The organism is Nonomuraea sp. PA05 (assembly GCF_008086045.1).
Lineage (GTDB): Bacteria > Actinomycetota > Actinomycetes > Streptosporangiales > Streptosporangiaceae > Nonomuraea > Nonomuraea monospora.
On record NZ_VSEY01000071.1, the window covers coordinates 1 to 21,404 of the forward strand.

General features: G+C 69.8%; 28 protein-coding genes. 5 read left to right on the forward strand and 23 right to left on the reverse strand.

Annotated features, from left to right (window positions below; all coding sequences use genetic code 11):
• Window positions 1–150 precede the first annotated feature (150 nt).
• Both FXF51_RS56670 and FXF51_RS56675 read right to left on the reverse strand, forming a co-directional pair.
• Window positions 151–414, reverse strand: a complete 264-nt coding sequence (locus FXF51_RS56670; protein WP_148443183.1) for a winged helix-turn-helix domain-containing protein — start codon at window positions 412–414, stop codon at window positions 151–153.
• 140 nt (window positions 415–554) lie between these two features.
• The gene (locus tag FXF51_RS56675) at window positions 555–845 is read right to left on the reverse strand and encodes a GntR family transcriptional regulator (protein WP_148443184.1); all 291 of its coding nucleotides are present in this window, start codon (window positions 843–845) and stop codon (window positions 555–557) included.
• 188 nt (window positions 846–1,033) lie between these two features.
• Between FXF51_RS56675 and FXF51_RS56680 the strand changes: the two genes are divergently transcribed.
• From FXF51_RS56680 to FXF51_RS56700, 5 genes are all read left to right on the forward strand, one after another.
• Complete coding sequence (locus FXF51_RS56680) at window positions 1,034–1,762, forward strand: hypothetical protein (protein ID WP_148443185.1); 729 nt, start codon at window positions 1,034–1,036, stop codon at window positions 1,760–1,762.
• A 573-nt stretch (window positions 1,763–2,335) separates the two neighbouring features.
• Entirely contained in the window at window positions 2,336–3,406 is a 1,071-nt protein-coding gene (locus tag FXF51_RS56685; RefSeq protein ID WP_148443186.1) for a hypothetical protein, read from the forward strand.
• A complete protein-coding gene (locus tag FXF51_RS56690; RefSeq protein ID WP_148443187.1) occupies window positions 3,403–3,645 on the forward strand; it encodes a hypothetical protein in 243 nt (80 codons plus the stop codon). The genes FXF51_RS56685 and FXF51_RS56690 overlap by 4 nt, the downstream gene beginning before the upstream one ends.
• Window positions 3,642–4,031: a hypothetical protein gene (locus FXF51_RS56695; RefSeq protein WP_148443188.1), complete on the forward strand. Its 390-nt coding sequence runs from the start codon at window positions 3,642–3,644 to the stop codon at window positions 4,029–4,031. The genes FXF51_RS56690 and FXF51_RS56695 overlap by 4 nt, the downstream gene beginning before the upstream one ends.
• Window positions 4,031–6,043 carry a hypothetical protein gene (locus FXF51_RS56700; protein WP_148443189.1) on the forward strand — a complete coding sequence of 671 codons (2,013 nt, stop codon included), beginning with the start codon at window positions 4,031–4,033 and terminating at the stop codon, window positions 6,041–6,043. Before FXF51_RS56695 ends, FXF51_RS56700 begins: the two co-directional genes overlap by 1 nt.
• Window positions 6,044–6,274: 231 nt before the next feature.
• On the opposite strand, the gene FXF51_RS56705 is transcribed toward FXF51_RS56700, so the two are convergent.
• From FXF51_RS56705 to FXF51_RS56805, 21 genes are all read right to left on the reverse strand, one after another.
• A complete protein-coding gene (locus FXF51_RS56705; protein WP_148443190.1) occupies window positions 6,275–6,853 on the reverse strand; it encodes a hypothetical protein in 579 nt (192 codons plus the stop codon).
• A gap of 178 nt (window positions 6,854–7,031) precedes the next feature.
• Window positions 7,032–7,415: a hypothetical protein gene (locus FXF51_RS56710; RefSeq protein ID WP_148443191.1), complete on the reverse strand. Its 384-nt coding sequence runs from the start codon at window positions 7,413–7,415 to the stop codon at window positions 7,032–7,034.
• 16 nt (window positions 7,416–7,431) lie between these two features.
• Window positions 7,432–7,812: a hypothetical protein gene (locus tag FXF51_RS56715; protein WP_148443192.1), complete on the reverse strand. Its 381-nt coding sequence runs from the start codon at window positions 7,810–7,812 to the stop codon at window positions 7,432–7,434.
• Window positions 7,813–7,892: 80 nt separating this feature from the next.
• Entirely contained in the window at window positions 7,893–8,690 is a 798-nt protein-coding gene (locus FXF51_RS56720; RefSeq protein WP_148443193.1) for an N-acetylmuramoyl-L-alanine amidase, read from the reverse strand.
• A gap of 2 nt (window positions 8,691–8,692) precedes the next feature.
• Window positions 8,693–8,965, reverse strand: a complete 273-nt coding sequence (locus FXF51_RS56725) for a hypothetical protein (RefSeq protein ID WP_148443194.1) — start codon at window positions 8,963–8,965, stop codon at window positions 8,693–8,695.
• Between the two features lie 90 nt (window positions 8,966–9,055).
• Entirely contained in the window at window positions 9,056–9,478 is a 423-nt protein-coding gene (locus FXF51_RS56730) for a hypothetical protein (RefSeq protein WP_148443195.1), read from the reverse strand.
• Window positions 9,475–11,322, reverse strand: coding sequence for a hypothetical protein (locus FXF51_RS56735; RefSeq protein ID WP_148443196.1), 1,848 nt, complete (start codon window positions 11,320–11,322; stop codon window positions 9,475–9,477). Before FXF51_RS56735 ends, FXF51_RS56730 begins: the two co-directional genes overlap by 4 nt.
• 24 nt (window positions 11,323–11,346) lie before the next feature.
• Window positions 11,347–13,149: a hypothetical protein gene (locus FXF51_RS56740; RefSeq protein ID WP_148443197.1), complete on the reverse strand. Its 1,803-nt coding sequence runs from the start codon at window positions 13,147–13,149 to the stop codon at window positions 11,347–11,349.
• Between the two features lie 15 nt (window positions 13,150–13,164).
• On the reverse strand, window positions 13,165–13,692 hold the full coding sequence (locus FXF51_RS56745) for a hypothetical protein (RefSeq protein WP_148443198.1): 528 nt from the start codon (window positions 13,690–13,692) through the stop codon (window positions 13,165–13,167).
• A 9-nt stretch (window positions 13,693–13,701) separates the two neighbouring features.
• Window positions 13,702–14,151 carry a hypothetical protein gene (locus FXF51_RS56750; RefSeq protein WP_148443199.1) on the reverse strand — a complete coding sequence of 150 codons (450 nt, stop codon included), beginning with the start codon at window positions 14,149–14,151 and terminating at the stop codon, window positions 13,702–13,704.
• Window positions 14,151–14,579 (reverse strand): hypothetical protein, encoded by a 429-nt coding sequence (locus FXF51_RS56755; protein ID WP_148443200.1) that lies wholly within the window; start codon window positions 14,577–14,579, stop codon window positions 14,151–14,153. Before FXF51_RS56755 ends, FXF51_RS56750 begins: the two co-directional genes overlap by 1 nt.
• Window positions 14,576–14,806 carry a hypothetical protein gene (locus FXF51_RS56760; protein ID WP_148443201.1) on the reverse strand — a complete coding sequence of 77 codons (231 nt, stop codon included), beginning with the start codon at window positions 14,804–14,806 and terminating at the stop codon, window positions 14,576–14,578. The genes FXF51_RS56755 and FXF51_RS56760 overlap by 4 nt, the downstream gene beginning before the upstream one ends.
• 33 nt (window positions 14,807–14,839) lie before the next feature.
• Window positions 14,840–17,890 carry a hypothetical protein gene (locus FXF51_RS56765; protein WP_148443202.1) on the reverse strand — a complete coding sequence of 1,017 codons (3,051 nt, stop codon included), beginning with the start codon at window positions 17,888–17,890 and terminating at the stop codon, window positions 14,840–14,842.
• Window positions 17,891–18,024: 134 nt separating this feature from the next.
• Window positions 18,025–18,588: a hypothetical protein gene (locus FXF51_RS61585; RefSeq protein ID WP_187415138.1), complete on the reverse strand. Its 564-nt coding sequence runs from the start codon at window positions 18,586–18,588 to the stop codon at window positions 18,025–18,027.
• 15 nt (window positions 18,589–18,603) lie between these two features.
• Window positions 18,604–19,074 (reverse strand): phage tail tube protein, encoded by a 471-nt coding sequence (locus FXF51_RS56775; RefSeq protein ID WP_148443204.1) that lies wholly within the window; start codon window positions 19,072–19,074, stop codon window positions 18,604–18,606.
• Between the two features lie 11 nt (window positions 19,075–19,085).
• Window positions 19,086–19,526, reverse strand: coding sequence for a minor capsid protein (locus FXF51_RS56780; protein WP_148443205.1), 441 nt, complete (start codon window positions 19,524–19,526; stop codon window positions 19,086–19,088).
• Window positions 19,523–19,873 (reverse strand): hypothetical protein, encoded by a 351-nt coding sequence (locus tag FXF51_RS56785; protein ID WP_148443206.1) that lies wholly within the window; start codon window positions 19,871–19,873, stop codon window positions 19,523–19,525. The genes FXF51_RS56780 and FXF51_RS56785 overlap by 4 nt, the downstream gene beginning before the upstream one ends.
• 12 nt (window positions 19,874–19,885) lie before the next feature.
• Complete coding sequence (locus FXF51_RS56790; protein ID WP_148443207.1) at window positions 19,886–20,200, reverse strand: hypothetical protein; 315 nt, start codon at window positions 20,198–20,200, stop codon at window positions 19,886–19,888.
• Entirely contained in the window at window positions 20,193–20,621 is a 429-nt protein-coding gene (locus FXF51_RS56795) for a hypothetical protein (protein ID WP_148443208.1), read from the reverse strand. The genes FXF51_RS56790 and FXF51_RS56795 overlap by 8 nt, the downstream gene beginning before the upstream one ends.
• Window positions 20,622–20,703: 82 nt before the next feature.
• Window positions 20,704–21,060 (reverse strand): hypothetical protein, encoded by a 357-nt coding sequence (locus FXF51_RS56800; protein WP_148443209.1) that lies wholly within the window; start codon window positions 21,058–21,060, stop codon window positions 20,704–20,706.
• 2 nt (window positions 21,061–21,062) lie between these two features.
• Window positions 21,063–21,401: a hypothetical protein gene (locus FXF51_RS56805; protein WP_148443210.1), complete on the reverse strand. Its 339-nt coding sequence runs from the start codon at window positions 21,399–21,401 to the stop codon at window positions 21,063–21,065.
• Between the last annotated feature and the right edge of the window lie 3 nt (window positions 21,402–21,404).

The window sequence follows — 21,404 nt, forward strand, 5'->3', positions numbered from 1 at the left end:
GCGGCCGTAGCTCAATGGATAGAGCATCTGACTACGGATTATCTCCCCTTAAGCAGCGTACGACAAGCCGTCTGACCTGGTCCGGCATTAGCAGCGTACGAAGCGAATCAGAAGGTTTAACGCGGATCAAGGGATCCGCAGGCCAGACCCCTAATCCTCGCCCTCCGGCTCCGGACCGACGAAGCTACCGAGCCTGATCCGCGTGTAAATCAGGCCCTTCTCCCGCAAATCCGCGAACGCTTTCCGCACCGTGTTCGGGGCGACCCCGAATTCTTGCGCAATAGTGTTTTGCGTGAGCATATGCCCCGGCTTGTACACGCCGCTCTTAATACGGTTCCGGATTTCGTTGGAAAGCTGACGCCACACCTCTATATCGCGCCGCCACTGGGGTTCGCCTGCCCGGAACACAACCATGGCGGGAACGCTATTGGGGTGCGCTTAAGCTCGTTGAAGCCGCTATAAGCACGCTGCAGCGTGCTACAGCATGCATAAGCGTGCACCAGGCTGGGTACGGTGGCGTCTGGCCGGTGCGGCACCACCCGCACCGGCCGCTGCTACCCTTCGCCACCGCCGTCACCCCCGCTGGCTGGGCGTTCGGCGACGAACGTGCCCCGCCCGTGCACCACGACCAGGAGGCCGCGGTCGGCGAGCTCCTTCACCGCACGCCGCACCGTCACGCGGGCGACGCCGTACTGGACTTCCGCCATCTCACGCTCGTTCGGCAGCTTGGCGCCAGGCCGGAGCCGACCCGACGTGATGTCGGCTTCGATGTCGTCCGCCACCTGCTGCCAGACCAGCCGCGGCCCGTCGAGGTTGATGCGGTCCCTGCGATCTTCCAACGCCATGATCGCAACGCTAAAGGTGCTGTGACCTGCTCTAAGGTCCTACTACCTTCCAAGAGGTCTTAAGAGGTCCTATGGTGTTGGGCAAGGTCTACGCCCGGTGCGGAGTAGGCCGGACATGGAAACGGCCCCGGCCTGGCGCGGACACGCCAGGAGCTCCGGGGCCTCGGCGCACGATGGAGGTGCGACCTATGCCAGATCCTACGGGCACGCCCGTCCCGCCCAAACCTCCCGAGATCACGGAGTTTCGGGACGTCGAGCAGCTGCCCGACAAGTCTTGGCGGGCGGTTCACAAGCCGACCGGCGAGGTCATCTTCGCCGCCGACTTCTACGAGCTGGAGCGCATCAAGGCGCCGGCCGTGCGCATCGCCTACGCGTTGAGCGGCCAGGCCGTCATGCAGCGCGTCTCGCCGCCTTGGTCGGGGCGAGGCACGGAGTTGATGGCGGGAGACCCCGTTGGCAGCGACGCCCCGCTCTGTTTGGGCTGCGGCGAGGAAGTGCACTACCACCAGGGCGAGCGGAAGTGGGCGACCCGGGACGGCGGCACGGTGTGCACGGATGCTGGCCCGCATCGCGTCCAGCAGGTCATTCCGGACCCTCCGGAGGAGGGCGAGACTGCCGTGCTGATGGCGCGGGCAGTCTCGCTGGTGGCGCGCTCATTCTCCGGCCACGACTCCACCGAGGTGGCCGACATCCGCGCTGTGCTGGTGCCTTCCATCGAGGGATACACCACCTCGTACGACACCACCCAAGACTGCTACCGGGCCGTCCGCGACACCCCGCCCACCGCCGACGAGGTTGCAGGCGGCGTGTTCGCCGAGCTTCACGCCCGATCCGTCTTCACGCTGCGGAACGCGTGCCAGCACAACGAGTTCCGCGCCCAGCGAGCAGCTGCTGACCAGGCGGGAGACCAGCCATGACCGCCGTCTTCGCGTTGGGCGAGGTGCAGGCACCTGAAGCGCCCACGGTGAGACATGCGGTGGCGGACGCCCGGCCGGGCGAGTGGGGGCAGGCGATCTGCCCCGCCGCGCCGCGCGTATGGGTGCACGCAGTAGGCAACGCTTCCGTCCCGTTCCCGGGCCCGCTGGGCGAGGAGACGGACTGCTGCAGCGCCTGCATAGATCTGGTGGGGACCGCGATGACTGGCGGCCCGGCTCCCGACGAGTTCAAGTGGCCGGCGTGGCTGCGGGATTGGGTCCGCCGCTGGCGCGATCAGCGCCCATAGACCGGCTCCGGGCGTCACACCGGAGCCGCGGCCCCGCCCGTAACCGGAGGGACCCAGGAGGGCGGGGCCACCCGATCGGCCGTCCCTGGAGTAGGACTCCGCTCCGCCACCCCGCAGGCGTCGCAGCGGAGGAGGTATCACCACTCCAGGGGCGGCCCGCCAACTCCACAGAATGAAGAAGGCCCCCGCCGGCGCGCCAACGCCAGCGGGGGTTCTTCCAGCTCAAGACACCTAATCCAACTAGGAGTCCATCGCCATGACTGAAGCTATGGCAGCATCGACCAGCGCGCCACCCCTGTCCGAGAAGACGGAAACACCCCACCCCGCTCCCGAAGCAGAGGGCCCCGACCGGCCCGCCGAGACCGGCCCGGAGGATGTCGGCCAGGAAGAGCGGGAGCCGCGGGTCCGGCGCGTGAACGCGTGGTGGGAGCGCCGCCGATCCGAGTGCGCGGCGAAGCGCACGGCCCGCCGCACACCGCCGGCGCGCGGCTCGGATCGGTCCGCCTGGGCGGTCCTCGGGGTGGTTGCGCTCGCCGTCCTCGTGCTCGCGATCGTCGGCGTCGGCCTGTATACCGGTCTCGGAGCGTTGCGTGACACCGCGCTCGCCGCACATATCGAACCCGGTGCCGCCCGGCTGTGGTGGATCGGCATCGACGGGCTGATCGTCGTCGCGATCGTCGCCGCGATGATCCTGCGCCATGACCCGGCCGCCCGACGGTACGCGCTCGGCATCGTCGCCCTCTTCACCGCCGCGTCGGGGCTGCTGCAGTTCCTGCACGGGCTCGGCTGGACCACCGCCACGACCCGGTCCGGCGGTGTCGGTTCGCTGCCATGGCAGGTCGTCGCGGTCATCGCCGTCCTGGTGATCGGCACGATCTTCTGCGGAACCCATTTGTTCGTCTACACGTTGCGCCATCTGTTCCCTGCCGCCATGGGTGACCAGGCAGAACGTAGCTTTGCGGAGACGTGCAAGGTTTCAGAACCGTCTCAGGAGGTCGCCGAGCCCGGTTCTAGCGACTCGGACACCGAGGACGGGCCGGACGATAACGACCGGCCCGAGGGGCCTCTCCTCGATGCGGAGACGGAGCGGGAAGTGCGCAAGTGGTTCGCCGCCATCGCCGTCCACATGATCCTCGACGCGGGCGGTAAGCCGGTCCGCTCGAAGATCGCCCGATCGTTCGAGATCGCCGATCGGCAGGCGGGCTACGTCATAGCCGACGTGATCGCCGACCGGGAGGAAGCGGCCGAACGACAGGCCGGAGAGGAAGCGGGACGGCTCTCCGATCTTCTGATGGCCGGCCGCGCTGGCGCGGTGAACGGATCAGGGGGCAGGCCGTGATCCGGACCGTGTACGTGGTGACCACCGCGCCCGGCGGCCGGGGCCGTGCCGTACGAGCCGCCGCCGCCCTCCTCGCCGCCCGGCTCGTGTTCCTGCTCGCCTGGCTCGGCCACGCGGTCGTGCTCGCGGCCGGCGCCCTCGACGCGATCGTGTGCGCCTGGCTCGGCGTGCCGCGCACCGCGGTGTTCCTGCGCCGCTTCCGGGCCGTCCTGAACGAGACGTGGGAGGCGGACCTGTGACCGAGGAGAGGCCGGGCCGGGGCCGCATCCCCGAACTGTCTGCCATCCCGTGGGAGGGGCCGCGGGCCATCACCGACTACGCCAGGGTCGGCCGTGACCTGTGCCGGGATCTTGGCCAGGAGTTCGAGATCGGCTCCGACGAGCTGTACGCCGTCCTCATCCGCTCCTTCAAGGGCCACCCGCTCCTGTCCGTGGTCGGCGCGCCCGACGTCAGGCTACGGGCGCGCAGAGTGGTGAAGCGGTTGAAGCGGGCGGCCGAGCTGCAGAAGGGCGCCGGCGTCGAGCTGGTGAAGTTCCACGCCCAGTTCCGCAAGGAGTTCGTCGACATCCTGCCGAAAGCCAATCCGGAGGCTCGTAAGTCCACGTTCAACTGGGACGACGACTGATGGCCGCGACACGATCCAAGGAACTCGCCACCGTCTCCGAGGAGTCGTCGCTGGCGAAGGTGACGGCGAAGGAGGTGTCGAAGCTCGTCACCTTGGCGTCACCGTGGCTGGCGTACGTGCTCGTGTTCGGGGTCGGATGCGCATTCCACGTCATCCTCGACAGCGACGACCCAGAGACGATCGCGTGGACGATGTTCCTGATGGCGGTCGCCGTGCTCGTGCTGACCGGGGTCACGTTCGGGCAGTCGCACGCGCGCGGCCCGTGGGGGAAAACCCACACCACGCTCACCACGTTCCTGGCCGGGCTGTGGGTGTGCGCCGCCACGATTAACGGCCCGGCCACCGTCGTCACCGGCCGGCTCGCCCTGATCGGCGGGACGACGGTCGCCCTCACCTGGAACATCCGGACCGTCATCCGGATGAAGGGCTGGGACGCCCCGGGCGTCATCGCTGACCCGCTCGCGTTCCTGTTCGGGCAGGGCGCGGAGAAGGCCGGCATGAAGCAGGTGGAGGCGAAGACCACGGCGGCGTCCGCGCACAAGGTTGAGGGCGACGTGCAGCTCGACGGCGGGCGGCAGGTCGCAGAGGATCTGCAGAAGAAGGTCGCCTACGTCGAGTCGGGGATCGGGCTGCCCCCGGGCAGCATCACGGCCAGCATCGACCCCGACCGCGCCGACAAGGCGAAGGTGGTCGTCTCCGACCCGCGCGTGATGAAGCACCCCATCGTGTGGCCCGGCCCGTCCCGGCCCGGACTGTCGATCGCCGACCCGCTGCGGATCGGCGTGTGGCAGGACCTCGACGACATCGAATACACGATCGTCGGCCACCACGTGCAGGCCATGGGCATGACCGGCGCCGGCAAGTCCATCGGTGGTGCCTGGAACATCCTCGGCGAGATCATCACCCGCTACGACGTGGCCGTGTTCGCCGCCGACATCACCAAGGGCGACCAGACGCTCGGCCCGATGCGGGAGGCGCTGCACCGGTTCGAGACGACCAAGGCCGGGGTGAAGGCGATGCTGGCCGAGCTGCAGCCGCGGGTGAAGGAGCGCACCAACTACCTCACCAGCAAGGGGCTGCAGAAGTGGAAGAAGGGGTGCGGGCTCATCTACTGGGTGCTGTGGTTCGAGGAGTTCCCCGACATCTTCGACGCGCTGTCCGACAAGGAGCAGGAAACGTTCCTGTCCATGCTGAAAGCGATCAGGAGTGCGGGCGGCACGATCGTGCTGTCGCTGCAACGCTCGGACTACACGCAGATGCCGACGATCGCGCGCGGCCAGCTCGCGAAGATGTGCTTCGGCGTCGAGAACGCTCAGGACGCGGCGTTCGGGCTGTCGGAGCGGCAGCAGGATGCCGAGTGCCGGCCGGAGATTTGGACGAACGCGCAGCCCGGCATGGCCTACCTCGACGCGCCCACCGTCGCGGAGGGGCGGTACGCGATGCCGCTGCGCACGTACGCGTGGGGGCTCGACGACCAGGGCGAGTTCGACGACGAGCGGGCGAACGCGGCGATGCGGGCGCACGCCGTCGAGTGGCCGGCCGCCGCCAAGCAGATCGACCCGGCCACGGCGGAGGTGTCCCGCCTGCCCGGCGGGGCGCAGGCCGTGGCAACGTTCCCGGCCAACCTGGAAGAGGAAGACGACGACGAAGAGGTGGCGACCGTGGCGCGCGAGTACCTGCACACCGAGGATCCCGACCCTGGAGTGGGCGGCGACATCGACGATGAGATCGAGGATCTGCCGGACGGTGAGCCGCCGTTGACGTTCGCTGGCCCGGAGCAGGAGATGACGTCGGAGGAGCGCGGCCAGGCGTTGATGGCGCACCTTCAGGCGCTGTGGGATGGCGGGGCGCGCGACTTCGCGACACGGGATTTGCGGCCGTTGTGGGAGTCGACGGACATGTCCCGGCAGTGGGCGCAGAAGAGCCTGCGCAAGCTGGTCGACGCCGGGGTGCTCGGCTACGACGACGACGAGCAACGGTATCTGATGGCGGAGCGCCCCGAACTTCCTTGATCGCGTGGCACCCCGTGGCGGGGCGGGCGGGGGTTGGGGGAGGGTGTTACAGGTCAGAAGGGGTGCCACGCGCTGTGGCACCCCTTCGTGGCACCCGGCGTGGCGGGGGTGTGGCACCCGGCCGTGGCACCCCGTGGCAGCAAGATCGAAAAGCGGTGGCCGCGCATCCCACGCGCAGCCGTGCGCGCGCGGCGGCGCCCGGGTCGCTTCCCCACGCACCGGGCGCCACACCTACGACCGTACCCACGGCCCGCAGTCCCGCGACGTGAACCCCTCCCCGCGCGCGAGCGTCACGCGTAGCCCGTTCGGCGCGTTGGTGACGAGCTGGTTGGCGATGATCCGGCCCGCGCTGGTCGACCGCTCCCAGTAGCAGTCCTTCACCGGCCGGCGCATGGTTCGGTATGTGCCGGCCCGGATCTGCTTCCCGACGGTGTGCTTGCCGTCCGCGAACCCCGAGGCGGCCAGCGTCCACACCTTCTTGTGCTGCGGGCAGAGTGCGGTGAAGGCGGCCCGGTAGATGTCGCGGTCGCCCTCCACCGGGTCGAGGACCTCTTGCACCATCGTGACCCGGTCCTCGTAGTCGGCGAGTTCGCACGCCTCCTGGCCGTCCTCGATGTGCTGGTCTTCTCGGCCGGAGTCGGCGCCGAGCGCGGCCAGGAACGCCCGCTGCTGCTTCGTCCGGTCCGGCCGGCCCGGCTCGTTCGACGGCGGGGCCGTCGAGGTCGCCTCCGTAACGGTCTGGGGCGGCGCTGTGAGGCCGCATCCGGCCGCAGCGAGCACGAGGGTGGCGGCGGCTAACAGGGGGCGCATCGGGGCTCCTGGGGCCGTAGAAGGGGCGGGGACCCTAGGGTGACGCGCGCCGCTTGCAGACGGGTTACGAACACGACGAAGAGCCCCCGCCCCCTCCACGAAGGAGGGAGGCGGGGGCTCGACGTTCCCGAGGCCTCGCGGCAGTGACGCCACCGTAACCCGCGGGACGCCGGGATCGCTACAGGCCGGACAGGTTCCGGCCGGTGTGCGCGCCCGGCGGGTAATCCGATGTGGCCGGCGCCGGGGACACGTTCATCCTGAGCACCAGCGCGAGCACGATGTTGAGCGCGGCCACGGTGGCGCCGATCTGCTCCTGCGACAGTTCGAGGCCGAACCCGGCCATCGCCGTCAGGCCGGTCGAGATGGCGCCGGTCAGCGCCGACACGACGAACGGGCGGGTGAGCACGGCCACGATGACGGCCATGACCGCGGTGGCCAGGGTGGAGATGGCGGCCGTCTGGACCTGCGTGAGGGGCAGGCCGTAGGCGACGAACGCGGCCACCAGCGCGTTGATGGCGTACACCCAGACGGCCGGTTCCCGGCCGAAGATACGAACCTGCACGACTCCTCCTCAGGAGCTACTGGGCGGTGGTGGTAGGCGATGGCGACGGGGCCGGGGTCTTGCAGTCGTAGGTGAGCACCGTGTCGGTCGTCTTCGTGCACGTCTCCACGCTGGTGCCGCGCTTGAACACGACGGTGGCCGGGACCGGCGGCACGACCGGCAGGCCGTCACGGGTGGGCAGGTAGATCTTCCGCTCGGACGACTTGCACTTGCCGTGCTGGGACTTCTTCAGCCGGTTCGGCTCCAGCAGCCGCATCGCGCCGGTCTTGGTGGAGATGCAGGCGCCGTACAGCTTCGGCTTCGCCGCCACCGTGGCGGACTCCGAGGCGGCCGCGACTCCGGCGCCTCCCAGGAGGAGGACGGCGGTCGCGGCGAGGGGGGCGATCTTCTTCAGCACAGGGGCTCCTGGGCTCGGGGACATGGTGAAAGCCCGGCACGCCGTCCACGGGCGGCCGGGGGTGGTGCAGTCTCAGGGGGTTACGAGAGGGCGGTCTTCCAGCAGGCGTCGCCCCACACGCCGTCCTCGGCCAGCCCGTGGGCCTTCTTGTAGGCGTTCACCTGGGCTTTCAGGTCGGCGAGGTCGTCCGGGTTGGCGCCGTACCGGGTGGCGTGCATGTTGGCGGGTTCGTAGCCGCGCGCCCACAGCAGGCCTCGCATGGTTTTCACGTGGCGGGCGTGGCTGCTGCCCGGCTTCAACGTGGGCAGGTTGTCCACGAGTTCCTCCGTCCAAGACTCCGAGAGCGCGGGCGCCCGCCCCGCGAGCAGCCTGGCGACGTCGGCGCGGAAGTCGGTCATGTCGATGCCGTGCGGGTCAGGCTTGCCGGTGTTCACCTCGCGGTGCGCCTTCACCCGGGAGGCGGGCAGCCCGTACTCGCGGCAGATCTCAGCGCACAGCCGCCGGTAAGCGAGCAGCTGCGCCGTCGGCCACGCCTGCCTGCCGTTGTTCTCGGCCTCGATCCCGATCGAGGAGGAGTTGTCGTGCAGCGGCGACGTGGACGGCGCGTTGTGCCAGCACCGCCCGGCGGCGATCACGTAGATGGTGCCCGACCTGCCCAGGCCGTACTGGGAGAGGGGTCCGTCCAATCCGGGGCGGCCGTCGCGTACGACCTTCAGGGACGGGTAGTCGCCGCCCGCGGCGGGCCCGGCCGTGTGGTGGCAGACGACCCCCTGCACTTCCGGCTGGGGTCCGTGGCCGCGGCTCTTCCAGCCGTCGACTTCGATGACAGGAAAGCCCGTCCTCCTGGCCACGGTGGCGAGGCGGGTCAACCACGGCATGGTCAGCCTCCCTTGGACATGAAGGTGATGAGGGCGAGCACCAGGCCGGCCAGGGATAGGAGGACGGCGGCGGACGGCAGCGGCCAGCGTCCGCGCTCCAACGCGCGAATGCGGGCTTCGTGGTCGGCGGTGTCCTTCACCAGCTCGCCGTGCGCCTGGGCGACCTGTGCGACTTCGCCGCGGATCCCGTCCACCTTCCTGTCGGTGGCCAGGAGCTGGTCGTAGATCTCCCTGGCTCCGATGGTGACGGGGCCGAGCGGGTCGAGCTGGGTCACGGACACTCCTCGATCAGGGGATGGGAGGGGGTGGGGCTGCCCGCGCATCCCTGGTGGGCGCGCATCCTCGCCCGCGCGGGCAGCCCACGATCAGGTGGCGATGATGCCGGCGGTGCGCAGGATGGTCAGCAGCCCGGTGGAGGCGTTGGCGTACGACTGGAAGATCGAGCTGGTGGACGCGGCGAGGTCCTGCGCCCACGTCTGGCTGTAGGAGGCGGGCGCGTTGGACAGGTTGACGGTAGGGGTGGTGACGGACCCGCCCTGCGCCGGGATTTGGCGGACGGAGCCGTTGGACTGGATGACGCGCAGCTCGCCGCCGACCGCGTACACGCGGCAGCCGCCGGACGGGGTGTCCGGGACGCCGCTGTTGGGGATGAACAGCGGGCCGGAGGAGGCGCTGATCTGGACGGCGGGCTGCACGCCGAGACGGCTCTCCAGCGCGGCGACCCGGCGGGCCAGTTCGCGCACGATCTGGCTCTCTCCCACGGGGAAGGGGTCGATGGGCATGCTCATGAGCCGACTCCCGCCTGTGCGGTGATGACCTGCAACTTGTCCTTGCCGAACGTCCTGGTGGCCGGGGTGAGGGACCAGCCGATGATCCGCTGGTAGCCGTTGAAGCTGGAGCCGCCTTCCTCGGTGGGGGTGTGCCAGTCGTTGTTCATGACGAACCGCACCTGGCCGCCGATCATGTTGGGGTGGAAGCCGGAGGAGCGGCCGAGGATGACGTCGGCGGAGAAGACGCGCGGCGCGCCGGCCGCTGTGGCGGCGTAGTAGGCGGCGTACCGTTCGAGCTCGGTCATGTCCGTGCTGTTGCCGGGGTGGATGATCCGCTGGTCGAAGATCGGCCATCCGGCGTCCAGGTGAGCGGTTTCGATGAGCGGAGTGCGGACGGCTGTGCGTTCGGTGGAGGCGTCTCCGTCCGGGATGCCGCCGACGACGCCGAACCGGGTGGCGCCGCGCAGCGCTGAGCGGACTTCGCGGAAGCCGGTGACTTCGCCGCCGTTGCGGGCCTGCGTGAACGTCACCTTCAGGTCGGGGAAGTCCAGTTGCGGGGACGCCCACACCCAGCGGCGTTCGATGCCCGTCTCGGTGACGGTGGGGTTGATGACGTAGCCGAAGCCGCCGTCGGCGCGCGCGTAGTCCCGCAGGACACGGCCGTACGTGGTGTTGTCGGCTATCTTGGCGGCCAGCTCTCGCACCGTGCCGGACGTGCCCGGCATCAGCGTGAACCCCATGTTGGAGCGCGGGTCCTGGCCGAGGTGGGCGATGAAGGCGCGGGCGTTGTCGATCTGGTCGCCGACGAACAGCACATCCTCTTCCAGCGACACGCTGGCCATGTAGCCGTCCAGGGTGGTGCCTTGCATGCGCAAGCCCAAACCCAGGCGGGATGATTGTTCGATCTCGGCGGTGTGCAGCCAGTAGACGCCCCACAGCACGCCGCTGCGCCAGGGGTGGACGACGAGCCGGCCGGGCCCGGAGTCGAGGTCGGCCGGGTCGCGTGGGATGAGCCGGGCCAGCTTGTCGGCCTCGCGCCGGTTCGGCATCGGGCACCAGCAGGAGAAGCCGCCCGCGTCGCCGTCGCGGCGGTCGAAGGTGACGTCGGTCGCGGTGCGCAGCTCGCCCCGGTAGGAGCCGGTCAGCGCGTCGTGCACCCGGTACTGCATCGGCAGCAAGCCCTTGACCGGGGTGAACGCCGGGAAGGGGGGCGGGTCGGGCGGGATGACGACCGGCGCGGACTTGACGAACACGGTCAGCGCGGCGCCGAACTGCAGGCTGTCGGATGCGGTGTGGGTGGCCGGGTCGGCCGGGGTGGTGGAGTAGATGCGCCGCCACACCAGGCTGCCGCCGACCTCGTCCTCGGATTGCAGGTCGAGGATCTTCTGGTAGCCGTCCGGGGTGTTCCACGAGATGGTGGCCTCGTTGGGGATGCCGGCCGCCCACCGGAACTCCAGGCCGTCCGCGCTGGGCGGGTCGCCGCCCGGCGAGATGACGTCGGTGGTGCCCGCGTACAAGGACCCGGCCAACACCTGCGGTGTGCCGGTCGCGCCGACGATCGGCACGATGGCGACCACGCCGTCGGCGGTCGGGCCGATCTGGACGATGTAGTTTTCCGGGTCGTCGGCGGGGACGCGAGCCTTCCACCACACGTCGACGGCGGACAGGTGGGTGGACGGTCCGGCGATGCGGGCGAGCAGTTCCCAGTCGCTGCCGCCGGACAGGAACGCGAACCCTCCGGAGTCGGCGGCCAGGAACGCGAGCAGCCCCGTCTGGGGTGTCACACCCTCGGGTTGGGAGACGGCGAAGAAGCCGCCGTTGGGGCCGGCCGCTGAGGTGGGGGTGCGGAACGTCGCAGACACGAGTTGCCACCCCCCTTCGCCCGGTCAGATGTAGGCGTGCCGCCACAGTGCGGTCGCCGCCGGGGCGGTGCCGTCCGCGCTGCTGTAGGTGATGGAGGAGATGTCGCGGCCGAGCACCAGGTCGGCGATCCCGAGACTGGAGTTGGAGAGGGTGCCGCCGACGTCTTCTTCGCCGACGCTGGCGGTGCCGTTGAACGGGTCGATCACGAGGAGTTCGCCGACGTCGACGGTCAGGTCGAAGCCGACCGTCACCACGGTTTCGCTGCCGTCGTCGAGGGTGCGTTCGATCACCAGCTCCGGGTTGAGGGTCGGCCCGGGGCAGCGGATCGTCGGGTGGGTGGTGGTGTTGCCGGCGTGGAACACGTCGACGGTTCCGCCGTCGGGCACCACTGCAGTCAGGAGCTCCCGCGAGTACAGGCGCGGGTTGGACAGCTCCCACAGGGCGTAACCGGGGGCGAGCCCGATCCGGAAGTTCCTGTCGATCTCAACGGTGCGCTTCAGGCAGGCGGCCTGCCCGACCAGGATCTGCTCGCCCACCCGGATCGCCAGCGGGATCTCTTCGTCCGCCTCCGGCAGCGGCAGCCCAGTGAGCAGATTCAACGCGATCTGCTCGACCTCGGCCCGGGTGCCCTTCACGTTGAACTCGTAGGCGACCCGTCTGGCCTGCGCCTTCTTCGACCCGGAGAGGGCGCCGTGGTCGGAGGGGTGAGGCACGTTGCCGTTGTCGACGTCCGGCATGTCGACGAACCATCCGGTCAGCCGCTTCCACCGGTACGGGTTGCTCTCCCCGCCCATGCGGAAGCCGTTGAACGAGATCTGCCCGGCCGCGGTCAGGTCGTCGCCGGGGTTGATCGGCACGTCCACCGTCGGGGTGGGGACGACCGCGTGCGGCGCCAGCAGGCCGGGGTGGGCGTTGGTGGAGAAGGTGACGGCCGGTGCCGGGATGATCGTGACGGGCAGGATCGGGGATGGTTGTACGAGGGTGGGCGGCGAGTCGCCGACGAACACGTCGGGCGTCGGCACTGACGCGGCAGCCGTGACGCTGCTGGGGTGGGTGGTTGCGCCGGCAGACACGCCCGGTTCGGGGATGGCCGCGGCGGCCTGGACGGCGGTTGCGTCGGCCGTGGCGTGCTGGCCGCGTTTCGGTGTGGCCTGGATGAACGGTTCGCCGTACCCGATCGGCGCGGACGATCCGGCGACGCTGGTGCCGGTGATGCCGGACTGGTTGGCGGTGCCCGCCCAGTCCTTCACCTGCTGGCCGACGGCGTGCTGGTCGAGCACCCACATGGCGGCCGGGCCGGCGTCCCGCCACCCGCCCAGACTGTGGGCGAGATTCTCCACCTCGGCCTGGCTGAGCGCCCGGGCGAAGATGGCGGCGGCGGCGATCTGACCGTCGAAGAACGGCAAGGTGCCGTCGTAGTACGCGCCGAGCCGCACCGAGCCGGCGCCGGGCGCTGCCCCGTCGTTGACGGGGTCGGCGGTGGTTTCGCTCGTCCACGTGTTCGTGCTGTAGATGTACTTGCGGAACGTGGCCGGGTTGGCGCCGGCCGGTTTGCTGACCGCGATCAGCGCCCAGCCGTCGCCGGGGACGACGGTGAGCGTCGACTCGGCCAGGCCGCCGTCGCCGAACCACAGGAACGTGCCGTTGGCCTGAACGTTGAGGACGCCGGCGAGTCCGGCGGAGGCGTTGGCGACGCCGATGAGGGCGCCTTCGGCGGCGCTGGCGGCGCGGAAGACGACCACCCAGGTAGAGGCGAAGGTGACCGTCGACAGGCCGCCGATGGCGAGCTGGATGTTGTCGTCGACGCCGTCGAACGTGCGCGCCACCTGCTCACCTCCTCGCTATGTGGTGGTGTAGGTGAGCGCGACGGACACGACTTCCATGTCGCCAGCCGCGCTGTCGCTCGCGTTGGCGGCGTCCCGGGCGAAGTACACGACGACGAAATCGCCCGCTGCCAGGCTGTCGGCGTTGGCCAGCGCCAGGCTGATTTCGCCGATCTTCCCGGCCGTGGTGGCGGGGACGGCGGTCGCCGAGCTGGTGTTGGCGGCGGCGAACGCCTTCGCGTCCTGGTCGGTGGCGTCGCCGGGAGTGGTGGCCGCCAACCGGCCCTCGATGACGACGTTGCCCGTGACCGCGGACGCCATTTTGAACTGGACTTTCAGGACTGGGGTGGATGCGTAGTCTTCCGGCATTCGGAACGACCACATGAGTTGCTCTTTGGTGGCGGCGTCGAAGAGGGCGTGCTTGAAGTACGGCGACGGCGCCGACGCCGACGACTTCACCTTGCGGATGTCGGGTGCGGCGTTCGACGCGCTGCCGTCGGGCAGGTCGGCTGCCCCGATCGGCAGAATGATCGTCCCAGTGGCCACGGCCGCCTCCTACGGGGTGAGGTCGAGCAGGAAGATGCCGAGGCTGTCGTGCGTCACCAAGAACGTCCCGTCTTGGGTTTCGAACGGTTCGCCGAACCATACGGCGCCCAGGGCGCGGTCGGCGTGGGCGTCGTCGTACAGCAGGTAGCCCTCGGCGATGATCGTCGAGTCGGGGATGGAGAAGTTGTCGGCGTCGAACTTCATCGACCCTGTGGCGTGGGTGAGGGTGGTGTTCACCACCAGCAGCCCGCCCGCGCTGTATCCGGCGCCCGCCGACTCGTTGGCGGTGGCCCACGTGCCCGCGTTGTAGGCGGTGTCCGTCCCGAAGTTCGGCGTCACCCCGGACCCGTAGAAGGCGGCCTTCAGATCCGTCTCGGAGGTGAGGTCGGTGGCTAGCTGGGAGTCGTCCCACTTGTCGATGTGGGCGGCCACCATCAGCCCTGACGCGGTCCACGCCATCAGACATCGCCGCCTTTCCCGAATCGGGCCCGGCCGCGCACCACCGGCGGCGCCGCCTCGGCCGCGCCGGGCGGAAGCTCGCCGCCGGCCTCGGCCGCGGGGGCGCTGGCGAGCTGGGCCATGGCGTCGATCAGCGGCCCGTGCACAGCGCGGATGTGGGTGATCTGCTGCTCGTACGGGCGGATCTCGTCGGCGGTCGCGCCGCGCGAGGCCAGCCGGGTGATCTCCCGTTCCGCTTTGCCGATCGCGTGCAGCGCGCGCAGCCAGGAGCGGGTTTCTGCCAGGGATTCCATCTCGGCCCGCCGGGCGGCCCGCGTCTCCTCGCTCGGGTGGTCGGCGTGCGCCTGCTTGGCGGCCTGCAACCGGTCCGCCTCGCCTTCCAGGGCGGCCTCCAGTTCGAGGCGGGCCTGCGCCCGTCCGCGCCTCACCGCAGCCTGCCGACGATGAGGGGGGCGTGCACGTGCACGTCCCGCCGGTTGCCGAACTCGCGGGTGGTGACGACGGCGCCGGAGTCGGTCATGCGGCGGACGACGCGCACGACGCGCAGCCCGTGCCGCTGCTCGCGCACGTGCGGCGTGGTGTGGCCGGGGTTGGTGTGGACCGACCGCAGCCGGGCCAGGTCGGCGGGCGTGAACCCTTGAACGTTTCCGGGCATGCCGGATACCGCCTTCCTGCTGGGGTTGAGGGGTTAAACGTTGCCGCGCAGGCTGTATTCGAGGCCCATCGCCTGCTGCAGCCGGCCGATGTCGGCCTCTTCGCGGATCACGGAGCCGCGCAGGTCGACGTTCACCGCAGGCTGCCCCGACGCCGGTTGCGGAGGAGTAGCCATCGGCGCTATCTGGCCTTCACCTACGACCAGTGGCGCCCGCGACACGAAATCGTCCGTCGTTTCGCCCTTGACGGAGCCGCCCCCGCCGCCACCGCCGCCGGCGGCCTTCTTCGCGGCGGCGACCGCCTGGTTGACGATGGACTGTGCGGTGGCGACCACCTTCGCCAGCATGGACTGCATGCCGACCGACAGGCCCTCCATCGTGTACTGGCCGATCTCCGCCATCACCTGGCTGGGCGACTTGATCTTGAGTTCGCGCTTGATCGCCGCCACCAAGGCTTTGACGATCTTCGTCATCTCCTTGTCGAGCGCCTTCAGGCTTTCCTGCAGCCCCTTCAGGTAGCCCTCGCCCGCCTTCTTTCCGCTGTCGAACATGGCGTCCGCTGAGGCTTTTCCGAGCTTCTTGGACGCCTTGTCGACGGCGGCCTGCGCCTTGTTCAACGCCTTGATTTCGGAGCCGTCCGAGCCGACCAGCATCTCGGCGTAGGACGCGCCCTTCTCCACCCCGGCGTCGATAATGTCTTGGATGATCTTCTTGTTCAGGCCGCGTTTCGCCAGGGTCTGGATGTTGTTCGCAAAATTGTTGATCGCGGACGCGCGCGCCTGCAGCTGGGCGGCCAGGTCGCCGCCTGAGGTGAGTTCTTCGGCGCTGATGCCGGTGATGGCCGCCCATTCGGCGGCATCGCCGGCCACCTGCTTGGCGTACTCTTTCGCCGCCGCCAGCTTGGCGACCAGCTCCTCGCGCTGCTTGGCGAGGGCGGCCAAGCTGTTGTTGCCTTTGCTGACGAAGGTGAGCAAGTGGTCGGCCACGTCGGGCTGGGAGCCGAACGCCTCCTTGATCCGCGACACCATGGTTTCCACCGTGGAGACCGCAGTGCCCTCCTCCGCCCGCAGGCCCTGCACGAGGCCCTGCACCGTCCAGCGGCCGATCTCCTCCGTCACCCGGGACGGGGAGTGGGTTTTCAGCGACTGCTTCATCTGGTTGACGGCCGCCTGCGCCAGCTGGCCGGCCGCCGCCATCGCATCCCCGATCGAGGACCGGATACCGGAGGACAGGCCCGCACCGAGGTCCTTGCCGGCCTGCGTCCCGGCCGGGCCGAGCTCGCCCAGCTTGTTCTTCACCTTGCCGACATTGGACTGGGCGTCCTTCGTGTCAGCGTTGACCTTGACGTCCTTGTTCGGTGGCAGCTTCGCGATCGTCTTCCCGAACTCGTCGGTGATCGTGATGCCCTTCTTGGTCGACTCGACCGTGTAGCCCAGCGATGTGGCGAGCCCCACCAGCGCCTGCCCGCCCTCCGCGCTCCTCCCTGCCAGCGCGGCCAGCATCTCCGCGTTCTTCTCAAACGCCTTCGACGACGCCTCCGTCGCGCCGGTGCTCTCCCTCTCCGTCTCCGCCTTCTTGGCGAGCGCCCCGAGCAGCTCCTCCAAATGCATTTTGCGAGTGAGCAGGGAGGGGTTGCCCTTGTCCAACTCCTTGTTGGCCTGCTGGAGAGCCTGCGACCAGTCGTTCGAGGCGGCGAGCGCGTTCTGGGCAGGGTTGAAAAACTCTTCCAGCGCGGCGGACAGATTCTTCACACCGCCTGCGGCAGTGTTCGACTCGTCGCCGACGTCGCCTGCCGCGGCTGCACCCTGCTGGGCTGCGGCCCGGAAGGCGGCGAGGGCGTCCGACATTGAGCCCGACTGAGTCAGAAACTCGTCGTAGCTCATCCCGAACATTTGCTCCCAGAAATAGTTGTTGCCAGCCGACGTTCCGCCGGGCCCGAACGGGATGCTGAAAGCCAACTTGATCTCGTCCGCCCACGACAAGACTTCAGCGCCCACTCTGAGGAGTTCGGTCGCGTCTTCCAAGACGTTGGCGAGCATCTGCGGGTCTTCGTCGGCGATCTCGGAGAAGGTGGTGAGGGCGCCGTTGACGTTGTCCATGATCGCGGGCATGCGGTGCCCGATCTCGGACAGCACATTCCCGAACGAGTCGCCCAGCCGCTCCAAGGTGGGGCCCAAGGATCCGACCCCGTCACCCACCTTCGCGATGAAAAAGTCGACGTCCGGGACGACATCAGCGAAGATCCGCTTCAGGCTGGGCTTGAGTCGCTCGAACGCGCGCAGAGCGACATCCGAGGCGCGGATCGCGCTGCCTTCCAGGGGTTGGGCGGCGTCCGAGAATTCGGCTTTGATCTCGCCGACCGCGTCCTTCCACGCGTCCTGCACCCGGTCGGCCTGGGCCGCATTGGCGACGCCGACAGCGACCAGGGCGCCGCCGAGGGCGGCGACGATGCCGCCCGCCGCCACCCCCGCCACGGTGGGCAGGGCTTGGATGGCGGCCACGGCGAGCGCCACGTTGGCCGGGCCGACCTTGCCGAGCACGCCGAACCCGTCGCTGAGCGCCTTACCGAGCAGGCCTCCCGTCCGCTCGCCCACGTCGCCCAGCTCGGACAGCGCCTTCCTGGCCGGGTCGGTGTCGACGTCCACGCGGACGCGTTCGTCGTCGAGCGCGTCCAGCGCTTCCTGGATGGCGGCGATGTCGGCGCGAGCCTCGGTGGTGTCGGCGTCAACGTCGACAGTGATGTGGCCGCGGTCGCGCCGGTCGAGCTCGGCGAAGGCTTCGTCGATCTCCCGTTCCAGGTCTTCGGCGAACCGGTCGGCGTCGTCGACCATGTCTCGCAGCGACTGGTCGAGCTGCTGTTCCAGCCGGTCCAGGTCCTTGATCGCGTCGGCCGGGTCGAGGCCGTCGGCGATCGCCCGCTGAATGTCGGCCAGCGACCGGACCACCGTGCCTTCCATGCCGGCCATGGAGGAGGACGTGGAGGATTGCAGGTTGCGCAGGTCGGAGGCGATCTCTTTCGTGCCGCGCTTAAAGTCCGACCTGTCCACCTTCGCGTACGCGACCAGCTCGCCGACGGTGAGCGCCATGAGGAGGCCACCTCCTCACGCGTAGTCGTCGAAACTGGCCTGGACAGGCGGGGCGCTGTGTTCCTGCTCGCGGGCGCGGAACACGCGGTGCAGCCGCGACCGGGGTTCGGCGAGGAGTCCGAGGATGCGGGCCCTCAGCCAGTGGCCGGTCCGCTGTCTGAGGAGGCCGGGGGTGCCGAGGTCGATGCCGTAGAACTGGTGGAGGTCCGCTTCGACGTAGAGCCACCGGTCGAAGATGTCCGCCCACGTGATCCCGCCGTCTTCCGGCTCCGGGTCGTACCATTCGCGGAGGCCGGTTGCGGGGTCGACCGGTCCTCCGCCGGGGTCTCCGTCTCGACGGTCGTCGAGGTCGATCGTGGTTTTGGGAGGCCGCCCTCCCAGACGCGGAGTGCGGCCTCTTCGCCGTGGACGTGCCAGGCGAACACGGTCACCCCGCACCGGCGGATCTGCTCCCAGGCGGCGCCGTCGGCTTCCAGCTCGTCGTAGACGGGGCCGAGCCAGCGGCGGTACAGGTCGGCCTCGGTGGGGTCGTCGATGACGTCGTCGTCGCCGCTGGCCGCGAACCGGGTGGTGAGCTGCGTCCACGTCTCGGCGTCGGCGGGCGGCACCGCGTACTCCTTCACCTGCCCGGAAGGGAGCGGTACGGGCAGGTAGAGGGGTTCGCCGATGGAGGCGGCGAGTTGGGGGAATCGGGGCATGGCTCGGTTGCCCTCCTATGCTGCCGGGTTGGTGATGGCGGTGCGCTCGCCCTGACCGTTGAGGGTGAAGTTGAACGGCTCCAACTCGGTGACGCCGCCGCCTCCGCCGCCGTAGTCGACGGTGACGTCGCCCTGCCACGCGTCCGGCGCGCCGTCCCGCCGGTAGTAGCGGATCTCGATGTTCGAGCCGATACCGACCAGGTTGCCGGCGTCAAGGATGGCCTGCTGGCCCGGGTCGGCGATGAAGGTGGCCAAGTTGTCGGCGTCCCTCTTCCGCTTGCCCTCCGTTTCGAGCCGCCACTTGCGCTGGGTGACCTGGTCGGATCCCCAACCGTTGGAGTCGAAGTCGGAGTCGTCCTCCATGGTCGACTCGATGGTTTCCTTGAACTGGGTCATGCCCTTGACCGGCGTCCACACGGGCGACGCGGTCGTCCCGGTGTTGACGTCGAGCGCCCACCCGGACGCCAGGAGTGAACGGGTTGCCATGTGTGATCTCCCTATCCGGGGCGGAGTGTGGTCGGTCGGTGCACGTTGAGGTGGTAGGAGTCGGCCCGCTCCCACCTGTTGTTGCCGTCCACCCCCATGGGGGCGTTGATCCGCCGCGTGCACAGCAGGATCCCGGCCTGCGGCGCCTGCCAGCCCTGCAGCGCGTCGAAGCAGGCGTCCGCGATCGCGTCGGCGACGCGCGGGTCGGTGGTGCCGCGGATGCGCAGCTGCACGGCCTGGGTGCCGTCCGTGTTGACCGGGTCGTCGGCGAACTGGTCGACGCCGTAGGCGGCCAAGGCGATGGCCCGGTCAGGGGTGCTGGGAAGACGGCCGAGCAGGATGGCGATGTCGGCGGGCTGGTAGGTGCCAGTGCCGGGCGGGATCCACCGGCCAACACCCTGGACGTGCAGGCGTACAGCGATCGCCGTCAGGATGTCGGTCGTCCAGCTCACCGCAGGCTCCGCCGGACCTGGGCCGCGATCAGCTCGTTCATGGTGCCCGCCTCAGCGTCGAACGGGTCCTCCAAGTACTTGGCCTTCCGCCCGGCGTCGTGCTTGAAATCCAAGGCCTCATGCTGGATGACCGCGTACGGAGTGTCGTAGGAGACGGCGCCCTCCAACGCGCTCGCGTCCACCGAGGTCGTGCCCGACCGTTCGAGCGTCCCTTCCTCGTGCGGCACTTCCTCGCGCGACGCCTGTAGCAGGTGCTCCAAGGCGATGCCGAGGCCTTTGACGGCGCCCTTCTCCAGGCGGGCGTCGAGGTCGCCGGTGTTGAGCTTCAGCGTGCTGCGCTGCGGCATGGCCGCCCCCTTCTACTTGCAGGCGACTTCGAGATGGTCGGGGGTGGGGAGGCCGCCGCCGTCCCGGCGCGCGGACACGATCACCACGGTGGCCCGCCCGTTGACGGTCACCCGGGATTCGGCCGGGCACACCGTGTCGAGCGGCGCGTAGATGGTGGTTTCGGAGACGACTTCGACGCCGGCCGCATCCCGTACGAGGCGGCGTTTCTCCTCGACGAAGCACCTCACCACGGTCTGCTCTCCGTACTCCGGCCCGATGGGCCCGTTGCCCTCGAACGGCTCCACGATCACGGTGTGGCGGAGCAGGAACGGCGGGAGGCTACCCATCGGCGGCCTCCGTGCACGGGATGTACGTGTACGGCTCGTGGCCGGTCAGCCCGGCCTGCTGCAGCACACTCCAGGCTTGGGGGGCGAGGGGGCGGGCAGCCGAGCCAGTCTGCCCGCCCCCGGCCTGCGCCCCCCGCCGGGCCAGCCGTACGGAGCCGATCTGGACGTCGTCCCACACGGTGGTGGCGCCCGTCCCGTCCTCGCCCGCCGCCGCCCACGCCGCCACCTGCTCGCAGGTGGCTTCCATCAGCGCAGTGACGTGCGCTGGCTCAGTCGGCATCCCGGCGTCGTCGACGGGATAGACGGCGGTGAGCAGCGCCTGGTCGACGTCGCGCGACGCCCTGGCCAGCAGCAGGCTGGCGTTGGCGGGCGCGGTGGCGAGGTAGGCGGGTACGAGGTCATCCACGGTGGCGTACGCCACGGCGCACCTCCTCACGGGTTGGGCGCGGGCGGGGGCACCCTCAGCGGTCCCGACACCTGCTCCCCGCCCGCACGATCAAAGGTCAGGCGTCGAGGACTGCCGCGGTGACGCCGGTGATGGTGGTGCCGCCCCAGTTGACGTGCACGCTGCCGTCGGCCTGCCGGAACTCCGGCCCGAACGGCCCATACACCCGCCACGCGCCGGCCGGGCAGGCGCCCGCGGCGAAGTCGGTGATCGGCAGCGACTGCCGACCCACGGTGCCGGGGGTGAGGAAGGTGGGGGTGACGGCGGCATCGTCACCGTTGTTGACGAACAGCAGCCGGTGCTCCCGCCACGGGAACGAGTTGCCGTCGGTGGCTTCGATGGCGGCGTCGACGGCGAGCGGGTCGATACCGGCCTCGGTGAGCGTGGTCGAGGCGGTGATGGCGGTGCGCGCCATGCCTACTCCTTATCCAGTTCGTCGGCCAGCGCGATGAGCTGGGCTTTGGTGAGGTCGTCGGCCTGCTCGGCGCTCATGCCGTGCCGCACCGCCCATGCGGCCCAGTCGACTTTCGACGCGGATTGGGCGGGCCGGCGGCCCGGGGTGGAGGGGGCGGGCCCGTGGTCCCCGCCCGCCTCCACGTCCTCGGTGATCTCGAACACGGGCGGCACCTCACGCAACGCCTGAGCCTGCTCGGGATCGTCCACCGCGGCCTGGCCGTCGACGAAGACGACCATGCCGGCGGTGGTGCGGATGGGCACGTTCCCGTGGGGGAAGCGCCCGCAGTGGAAGACGGCCATCGG